We start from the raw sequence: 5,768 nt of genomic DNA on the forward strand, positions 1-5,768 counted from the left end.
GCACACGCCCCTTGCACTCTGAGGGTAACTCCGGCTGGCAACCGTCTGATGTCTGGCGGGATATACGTGTGGATGATTTCTGTGGGTGATGCTAGCGATGGGCAAAGCCCCGCCAAGGGCATCGCAGCTTAATTCAAAATCGACGCTGAAACCCTTTGATACGTACAATAATAGAATGCTGAGTAACTAATTTTCTAAAAATTTATGTCCTAACTTTCATCTAAATCTTGCATTTTCTATATTGGCTCTCCAAAGATCTATCCCTAAAAGAATTGCATCCGATAAGTTAGCACCAACGAGAATAGCTTGACCTAAATGTGCTCCAGTTAAATCTGCTCCCCTAAAATTAACGTAGCTGAGATTAGCACCTCGGAAATTAGCTTCTCGCAGATGAGCTGATTGAAATTCTGCTCCTGTTAAAATACTGCCCTCAAAGTTGGCTCTTGACAACCAACTGCCACTAAAGTCAGCTTCAGATAGATCTGTATCTCTGAAATCTGTTCCTCTAAAATCGCTTTGGGTAAAGTCTCTTCTGCCTACGCTGTAATCTTCTATCAGTCTCAATACGGTTTCTTGCTGACAAACCTCAACTTCTTCGTCTACATTTTCCTCACTAATCCAAGGGCCGTTACCGTGATAGATAGAGAAGTGATTGAGCAAAGCATCCTTGCAGAATCGCCACTTCCCTGCTAATTTGCCACCGGGCAGTTTTCCCAATCCCACTTCCTCTAATAGCATTCCTGGCTGGATGTCTAAATATAATGATGCTTCCTCCAACGTTAATATGTCTTTCTGTCTGATAGTTTGCAGTTGCCAATAATTATGTGCAGCTTGCGGATAGATTAATTTTTGATAACATGAAGTCAAACACTTTAAAATCATTGTTGCTTAACCCATTATCAAGTTAACCAAGAGCCAAAAATTTATCTTTTATCAACTTTAAAGATAACAATAGTATACCCAAATCTTTAGAATTTTTATTCTAGATTTTTCACTTAATATGCATTGTACTGAATAGAAAAATACACCCCATCTTATGCCAAGGACTTTCGTGCAAATCCGGCGATATGAAACTTTCCCGGTCAATGAGGTTGCTTATAATTTTCCGCTTTAACTGGTTTCACGTACACATGATTAATTGATTCACCAGAATCGAAGAATTGATTCAGAAGTTTATCAGCTTTCAACTTAGATGTAAACTCTTCCCAATCTGCATTATTTGAGTGAAACTCTTGAAAATTACCATAATTTATCACACTTCATCACCCTTAGACACCTGTTTGATATTTTATTTTCTCAGAATAAGAGTATTACCAGTAGGGTTAAGCCGAAGCAAAATATTATCATAAGACTCTGTTAGCCAAAATATAGCGAAACTAGTTAAACCAAGACCAATTATAAAATTCCAGCCTATGGGAGTAGGCATCAACAACTTTTGGATAAATCCCAAGATAAAAACAAATATAAAAAACCCGCTAACAACCTTTCCAACTCTTAAAACAATAGGACGCAGCCAGAGCATTAAATAAAATATTATTCCTCTAGAAATTTTTGTTAATTTCAAACGCTTACTCATCAATAAACTCCTTGTTGTACTAAAATATAGAGGTAAAATTGGACGGATATTTAATCTAGTCTTTGAAAGACTTATCGCTGCATTCCTCTACTCTAATGTCAATTGGCTAATGGGATTATTTGAGAGTTGATCGTCAAAAATTTTCGGATTTGGAAAATTTCCCTTTGCTAAGAATTTGCTAATTATCTAGAATTATATGCGTAATTTAAATATTTATACGCAGTCTTTAGCAATGAAAAATACTTTAGTTTAATTAGCGTTTTCATCAAATATGAAGTAAATATATTTAATTTTTCTTTAAAAATATTTATAGTGAATATTACCAATTTTGAGATGACAAAGCAATCCAGCATGGTAAAGCAAGCTATTTATTACTGAAAGTAGGTTGACAAATATGAAATTATTGAAATTGATCTGCTGGGCTTTACTAATAAAAGTAAATTGAGGAGTTGGGCAAGAACTTACTGCCAAATTTTCACGCCTATACTGGTTTTGTTTTAGCCTGCTGGGACGCAGATTAACCCTTTTGTGTCAGAGGGGAAAACCCGCTCGCTGAAAACCTTTCGGAACTTTGCTTTTCACCTTTTAGCTAGAAAGGGCTAAATAAGCTAGCACAATTAACACAATATTGAAGCAAACACCCCGAAAAACTAAGAGCATTTCGTAGGTCATTGCTCATCATGAAGCAAGATAATCTTGAATATTGTCTTGATGACGGCGCAGAATAGCCATTGCTTTGACCTCAATTTGACGAATTCGCTCTCGGCTAAGGTTTAGCTGCTCTCCAATCTGCCTCAAATTTAGTTGCTGCCCATTTTCAAGTCCAAAGCGTAAGATTACCACTTCCCTTTGTATGGGTGTTAGCGATGAGAGCATATTAATCATATCTTGGCGTAAACATTCAAGGGTGATATCTTCATCTAAGGAGACGCTTTCATCGTGCAAGAGTTCGCCCAGTTCTGTATCCTGGTTCTCTCCTACTCGCAATTCTAGAGAAAGTGTTTGACCAGATGCAGTTAGAGCTTCCCGAATTTGGTTCGGCTGCAAGTTCAAATTTTCGGCAATTTCTACGACACTAGGAAGACGACCTAGTGTCTGAAATACTTCTCGCTGCACTTTCTTGATTTTATTGAGTCTTTCGGTGAAATGAACGGGCAATCGAATGGTGCGGGATTGTTCTGCTATCGCTCTTGTGATTGCTTGAGTGACCCACCAATAAGCGTAGGTAGAAAGCTTGTAACCACGGTTGGGGTCAAATTTCTCTATTCCCCGTTGTAGTCCTAGTGAACCTTCTTGAACCAGATCGAGCAATTCCATGTTGCGATTTTGGTACTTTTTGGCGATTGAAACTACTAGCCGTAAATTAGCTGTCACCATTTTTTGCTTAGCTCGTTGTCCTTGGCGAAGAATTTGAGCGATTTCAGCTTCGGTTTTACCTGTGTCCGCAGCTAATTCAGATGTTGTTGGTTGGCGATGTAGTTCTTGCGTGAGTTCAGTTTTCCGTTGTTCAATTGCTACCATCTGCTGTACCTGTCGGGCATAGGCGATTTCTTGGGAGCCAGTCAGCAAGGGGACGCGACCAATGTCTTGCAGGTAGAGGCGAACTAGGTCTGGAGTGGGGGTGGACATAAGATTTTAAATAATAAATAAGAGTAGCAGCCATGAGATTAAAATACTACCGTTGATTCCCTGGCACTCTTTCGTTATAAATCTATATAAAATTGGCACAGTATTAAATCTAAAAGTTTGCCAAGCTTTAGATAGAAACATTAACTATGATATTGCAGAGTTTAGTGATAATTAGGCAGAATCAATGCTTATTGGAATTTTAAACAGAAAGGGCGGGTGTGGAAAATCAACAACCGCAGTACATTTGGCTTACTGGTTATCCCAGAGGAAACATAATGTAATGGTTATTGACTCAGATGGTCAGACCAGTTCTAGTCAATGGCTAGAAAAGCTGAATCTATCTTCTTTAGTAATCAGTAATCCCGATGATCTCTTTGACCAAATTACACAGTTTTCAGAACAGTACGATTCAGTTATTATAGATTCTCCAGCTGTTCTTGGTGAAACCGCTAAAGCGGTGTTATTAAGTGTCGATTTAGCTTTAGTGCCTGTGCAACCAGCAAATCTCGACTTGCTAGCAACTAAAGACATTGTTCGTTTAGTCAATCAAGCCCAGAAAATTCGTAAAGGTTCCCCAAATGCTGCAATGTTCATAAGTCGTGCCTCAAAAGGCACTGTATTATTGAGGGAAGCTCAAGAGGTTTTAGCCCAAACCCAAGGGTTAGCGTTACTAAAGCAAGTGATTTATCAACGGCAAGTGATTGCTGATGCTCCAGGGCAGTCTGCTACTGTTTTCAATATGTCTGGTGATGCGGCATCTCAGGCTGCAAAAGATTATAAGCAGCTTTTCGAGGAGGCTTTAAGGTATGGCAAGGCGTAATAGTTTAAAAGATGATTGGAAATTTGATGCGGAATTGCCTTTAACTAGCGGTTCGTCTAAGATTTGTGAAGTCTCCATTGATTCTATCTCTCTTCCAGCAAGCCAGCCTCGTCGATATTTTGACACTCAAAAGCTTCAACAATTAAAGGATTCAATTTGCACGCATGGGATCTTAGAACCACTTCTCGTTCGCCCTTTGGGGGATGCTGGACAATATGAACTGGTGGCAGGAGAACGGCGTTATAAAGCCGCAAAAGAAGCGGGATTAACGTTAGTCCCTGTAACTATCAGAGAGTTGACTGATGACGAAGCCGTTCAGATGGCACTTGTCGAAAACTTACAACGTGAGGATTTGAATCCTGTAGAGGAAACAGAAGGAATCCTTCAATTATTACGTTTGAAACTTGAAATCAACCTAGCCGAAGTTTCTGCTCTTCTTTATCGAATGCGAAATGAAGCCGTGGGAAATATTAATCAAAACGTTTTGATTAGTCCGGAAGCTCAAAAAATTCAAACCATTTTTTCCGAACTAGGATCTATTTCTTGGGAGTCTTTTGTAACAACTAGGCTAATCTTACTTAGCTTACCAGCAGAGATTCTTGAGTCTCTAAGAAGTGGCAAAATTGCTTACACCAAAGCTCAAGTGATCGCTCGTTTAAAAGATGAGGTTCAAAGGAAAGAATTACTAGAAGAGGCAATTACTCAAAACTTATCTCTTTCCCAAATCCGAGAACGAATTAAAGTTATTCGCCCTCGGAAGGAGGAATCTGAGTCGTTAAAGTACCGAATGCAAGAGTTAAACCATCGTTTTCAAAAAACAAAAGCCTGGGATGATCCCAAAAAACAGAAACGTTTAGAAAAGTTATTGATGCAAATAGAAGTTATCTTGACTGAGGATTAATTATCTTTATTGAGTTACTTTAACAGCAAAACTTAACTTATAAAGTTTTAATTTTTGTAAACACCTTGAAAAAGTGCTGATTGATTTGGAACTGTAAAATCATAGATGAAACACGATTATTCTCCAGTTCGGCTAAGTCCCCTAAAACAAGGTGTTAATGAAATCTACACAACGCCCATCTAAACCACCCAAACAACAGCCAAAATCCCCAGACCCAAGCCCAAAGCTTGACCTCGTTGCCTATCGACCAGCAGAGCGACCCTCATCGAAATTACAGGTTAACCCAGACCCCACTGCTGACAAACCTATATCTTCAACCCCGACCCAAGCCCCGGCTGAATTAGCTGTAACCGATTTTCCAATCACTGGGCTAGATGAGCCAGCTTCACCGCCCCAAGCTCAAACACAGGCGATGCCGCAAGTTCATAGGAACGAGAACGCCACTACCCCCCGTAAGAAAAAATTAGATTCCCCTCCTCAATCCAAACCGCACATATTTGAAAGAAGCGATGAAGAAGAGGAGTTACCACCCCAAATGTGCCAGCACATGGAATTTTTGGACTGCGACAAGCCAGTAGGGCGCGTGGTGTTCGAGTGCTGGCATTGTAAGCAGGGAATAATCAGCGAGTTTACAGGGGAACCAGTAATTGGAGAGTATAAGGGGCGTCCGTCAGTGGTGCTGGCGAAAGTGCAATGTCCTAGCTGTGGTGAAACTGGGATTAGACCGAATGCAAAAGAGGTGCTTTCAACAACAGCTATTTCTTCACCCTGGAAGTAGAGATTTGGTCGCTCATAGTTAAAAAAGTTTATTCCTCCTCTGACTCATCTTCATCCTCATCATA

At 39.9% G+C, this 5,768-nt stretch carries 6 protein-coding genes; 3 read left to right on the forward strand and 3 right to left on the reverse strand.

The window, feature by feature from the left end; translation table 11 throughout:
- Nucleotides 1–216: 216 nt before the first annotated feature.
- The 3 genes from HCR01_RS36575 to HCR01_RS36585 form a co-directional block, all read right to left on the reverse strand.
- A complete protein-coding gene (locus tag HCR01_RS36575) occupies nt 217–882 on the reverse strand; it encodes a pentapeptide repeat-containing protein (RefSeq protein WP_193200793.1) in 666 nt (221 codons plus the stop codon).
- Nucleotides 883–1,288: 406 nt separating this feature from the next.
- A complete protein-coding gene (locus tag HCR01_RS36580) occupies nt 1,289–1,576 on the reverse strand; it encodes a hypothetical protein (RefSeq protein ID WP_193200794.1) in 288 nt (95 codons plus the stop codon).
- Between the two features lie 678 nt (nt 1,577–2,254).
- Nucleotides 2,255–3,205 (reverse strand): RpoD/SigA family RNA polymerase sigma factor, encoded by a 951-nt coding sequence (locus HCR01_RS36585; RefSeq protein WP_193200795.1) that lies wholly within the window; start codon nt 3,203–3,205, stop codon nt 2,255–2,257.
- Between the two features lie 184 nt (nt 3,206–3,389).
- Between HCR01_RS36585 and HCR01_RS36590 the strand changes: the two genes are divergently transcribed.
- From HCR01_RS36590 to HCR01_RS39665, 3 genes are all read left to right on the forward strand, one after another.
- On the forward strand, nt 3,390–4,025 hold the full coding sequence (locus HCR01_RS36590) for an AAA family ATPase (protein ID WP_193200796.1): 636 nt from the start codon (nt 3,390–3,392) through the stop codon (nt 4,023–4,025).
- Nucleotides 4,012–4,926 (forward strand): ParB/RepB/Spo0J family partition protein, encoded by a 915-nt coding sequence (locus HCR01_RS36595; protein WP_193200797.1) that lies wholly within the window; start codon nt 4,012–4,014, stop codon nt 4,924–4,926. Before HCR01_RS36590 ends, HCR01_RS36595 begins: the two co-directional genes overlap by 14 nt.
- Before the next feature lie 157 nt (nt 4,927–5,083).
- Nucleotides 5,084–5,704 carry a hypothetical protein gene (locus HCR01_RS39665; protein ID WP_226890044.1) on the forward strand — a complete coding sequence of 207 codons (621 nt, stop codon included), beginning with the start codon at nt 5,084–5,086 and terminating at the stop codon, nt 5,702–5,704.
- The last annotated feature ends 64 nt before the right edge of the window (nt 5,705–5,768 follow it).

The sequence above is a fragment of the Nostoc sp. MG11 genome (assembly GCF_014904695.1).
Taxonomy (GTDB): domain Bacteria; phylum Cyanobacteriota; class Cyanobacteriia; order Cyanobacteriales; family Nostocaceae; genus Komarekiella.

Excerpts from the sequence above, each read along its gene's own strand:
- HCR01_RS36595 (WP_193200797.1), top strand. The coding sequence starts at position 4,012 with ATGGCAAGGCGTAATAGTTTAAAAGATGATTGGAAATTTGATGCGGAA.
- HCR01_RS36580 (WP_193200794.1), bottom strand. The coding sequence starts at position 1,576 with ATGAGTAAGCGTTTGAAATTAACAAAAATTTCTAGAGGAATAATATTT.
- HCR01_RS39665 (WP_226890044.1), top strand. The coding sequence starts at position 5,084 with ATGAAATCTACACAACGCCCATCTAAACCACCCAAACAACAGCCAAAA.
- HCR01_RS36590 (WP_193200796.1), top strand. The coding sequence starts at position 3,390 with ATGCTTATTGGAATTTTAAACAGAAAGGGCGGGTGTGGAAAATCAACA.
- HCR01_RS36585 (WP_193200795.1), bottom strand. The coding sequence starts at position 3,205 with ATGTCCACCCCCACTCCAGACCTAGTTCGCCTCTACCTGCAAGACATT.
- HCR01_RS36575 (WP_193200793.1), bottom strand. The coding sequence starts at position 882 with ATGATTTTAAAGTGTTTGACTTCATGTTATCAAAAATTAATCTATCCG.